The organism is Autumnicola edwardsiae (assembly GCF_031846505.1).
Lineage (GTDB): Bacteria > Bacteroidota > Bacteroidia > Flavobacteriales > Flavobacteriaceae > Autumnicola > Autumnicola edwardsiae.
The window spans coordinates 1-2516 of sequence record NZ_JAVRHP010000197.1 but is presented as its reverse complement, the minus strand read 5'-3'; the positions used below and the strand labels follow the sequence as shown (position 1 = coordinate 2516).

3 protein-coding genes are annotated in these 2516 nt (G+C 34.4%); 2 read left to right on the top strand and 1 reads right to left on the bottom strand.

Translation table 11 applies throughout. The features are described 5' to 3' along the window. The first annotated feature begins 177 nt into the window (after positions 1-177). Together RM529_RS16885 and RM529_RS16880 are read left to right on the top strand one after the other, a co-directional pair. Positions 178-609, top strand: a complete 432-nt coding sequence (locus tag RM529_RS16885) for a DDE-type integrase/transposase/recombinase (RefSeq protein WP_311485924.1) — start codon at positions 178-180, stop codon at positions 607-609. 129 nt (positions 610-738) lie between these two features. Next, a complete protein-coding gene (locus RM529_RS16880) occupies positions 739-894 on the top strand; it encodes a hypothetical protein (RefSeq protein WP_156100642.1) in 156 nt (51 codons plus the stop codon). 228 nt (positions 895-1122) lie between these two features. On the opposite strand, the gene RM529_RS16875 is transcribed toward RM529_RS16880, so the two are convergent. Further along, the gene (locus RM529_RS16875; protein WP_311485923.1) at positions 1123-2271 is read right to left on the bottom strand and encodes a zinc-dependent alcohol dehydrogenase; all 1149 of its coding nucleotides are present in this window, start codon (positions 2269-2271) and stop codon (positions 1123-1125) included. Positions 2272-2516: the final 245 nt, after the last annotated feature.

The window sequence follows — 2516 nt, the reverse complement described above, 5'->3', positions numbered from 1 at the left end:
TCTCTCGGGATATCTAAACAAGCTTACTATCAGAAAATTAAAGCAGATAAAATTCAAGAAAAATCAAACCAAACGGTATTAGAAATGATCGCTGAAATTCGAAAATAAAGACGGAAAACAGGAACCGTAAAGCTATACGAAGAAATCGCTCCTAAACTCAAACAAAGAGGTATCGAAATGGGTCGTAACAAGCTCAATTCCCTATTCCGTTTTAACGGAATGCTCATAAAGAAAACTAAACGCTTCCACATCACAACAGACTCTAAACATGGATTTTACAAGTCTCCTAACAGAATTAAAGAATTGGAAATAACTCATGCCGAACAGGTGTTTGTTGCCGATATAACCTACATCAAAACGGATTCTGGACACACCTATTTGGCTTTAGTAACCGATCTTTATTCCAAGAAAATTATGGGCTGGAGTTACTCCGACAAAATGCCTGCAGAAATCGTGATCCACGCACTAAAAATGGCTAAAAGAAACGCTATTCATCACGAAAAAGAAATTATTCACCATTCAGACAGGGGGATCCAATATTGCTGTTCTGCTTTCTCTGAATATGCCGAAAAAAAAAGGATTCATTTTAAGCACTACCCAACAATATGACCCTTATGAAAACACTGTCGCTGAACGTGTTAATGGAATTTTAAAGGGGGGGGGAATTTGGTCTAAAACAATCCATCAAAAACAAAGAAACTGCCTTTAAAATGATTGCTCAAGCCGTAAGAATTTACAATGAAAAAAGACTGCATTGGTCACTTCAATTCAAAACTCCAGAAGAAGTTCATTGCAGTTAAAATGAAACGAAATACCTTTCTTATAAAAGAAAAACCGCATGATGTTGTCGAAAAAACTACGCAGAGGGCGGGAAATAAAATGTGGGAAAATTAAGCCCAGAAAAGCTAGGAAATTTTTCCAAATTTTATTCTCGCAAAAACAAAAAAATAACTGCTTTTGAATTAATAATTAACCTAAAAAAAGGTCAACCTATTTTGGCACATGACAAATTTTTAAATTCCATTTCATCTTGACTACATTAGATCATTTCTATATATAAAATCCTTTGTAAAATTTTACAAAGGATTTTATACATAAATGAAATATTTTATTTTTAAAAAATTAAGGGGTCAAAACCACTTTCACACAACCATCTTCTTTATTTCTAAATTTCTTGTAAGCTTCCGGAGCTTCACTTAATTTCATTCTGTGTGTGATAATAAAAGATGGATCTATTTTTCCTTCTTCTACTTTTTTAAGTAGAGGATCTAAATAATGTTGCATATGTGTTTGTCCCATTTTTAAATTAAGGGATTTATTCATTGCTATTCCCATTGGTAGACCATCAACCTCTCCTACATAAACGCCGGGTATAGAAACATTTCCTCCTTTTTTACAGGATTTAAATATTTGAGCCAACGCATTTGGCTGTGCTTTATCAAGATCTTTATTAAAGCCTTCCGTACCGTGAGCTTCTGCACCAACCGCATCAATACAGCAATCAGGGCCCTTGCCACCTGTCATTTCCATCAGTTTGGCATATACTTCATCTGCATCTACAGTTCTAATAACTTCAGCCTTACTATGTTTTTCAGCCATATCTAGACGTTCTTTAATCACGTCTATAGCAATTACACGTTTTGCTCCTAGCATCCAAGCACTTTGTATTGCAAATTGGCCTACTGGTCCACAACCCCATATTGCAACCGTGTCACCTTGTTTAATATCTGCATTTTCTGCACCCATATAACCGGTTGGGAAAATATCAGAGAGAAATAAACTTTGTTCGTCACTTAAAGAATCCGGAACTTTAATTGGTCCAAAATCTGCATAAGGAATTCTTACATACTCAGCCTGTCCTCCAGAAAATCCTCCCAACATATGCGAAAATCCAAATAGCCCGGAAATGGAGTGTCCTAAATTTTCTCTACAAAGTTCTTCATTCGGGTTAGAATTGTCACAAAGAGAATATTTGTGATCATCACAATAATCACAATTTCCGCAGGCAATCGTAAACGGAACTACAACACGATCTCCTTTTTTTAATTTTTTGACATCTTTTCCTAATTCTACAACCTCTCCCATAAACTCGTGACCAAGGATGTCACCATCCTTCATGGTAGGCATTAGATCGCCATAAATATGGAGATCGGATCCACAAATTGCGGTAGAAGTCACTTTAATGATAACATCTCTTGGATCTTCAATTTTTGGATCGGGGACATTATCAATTCTAACGTCTTCCTTTCCGTGATAACATAATGCTTTCATAATGATTTATTTAATTGGTTTCTAATTGAGTAATTTATTTAAGATACTAAATGTAACATTTGCAATGAAAGAACTATTTAAGTTTAACAAGTTTTATGAATATTGTAAAAACTATATACTACATACATAATATAATTAAGAAAATAGTCTGCAATACAGTTAAGTGTTTTCCGTATAAAGCACTTTATACCTACCCACATTCTTTAATTTTATCATCTTAATAAAGTTTTATGAGGAGAGGTTTT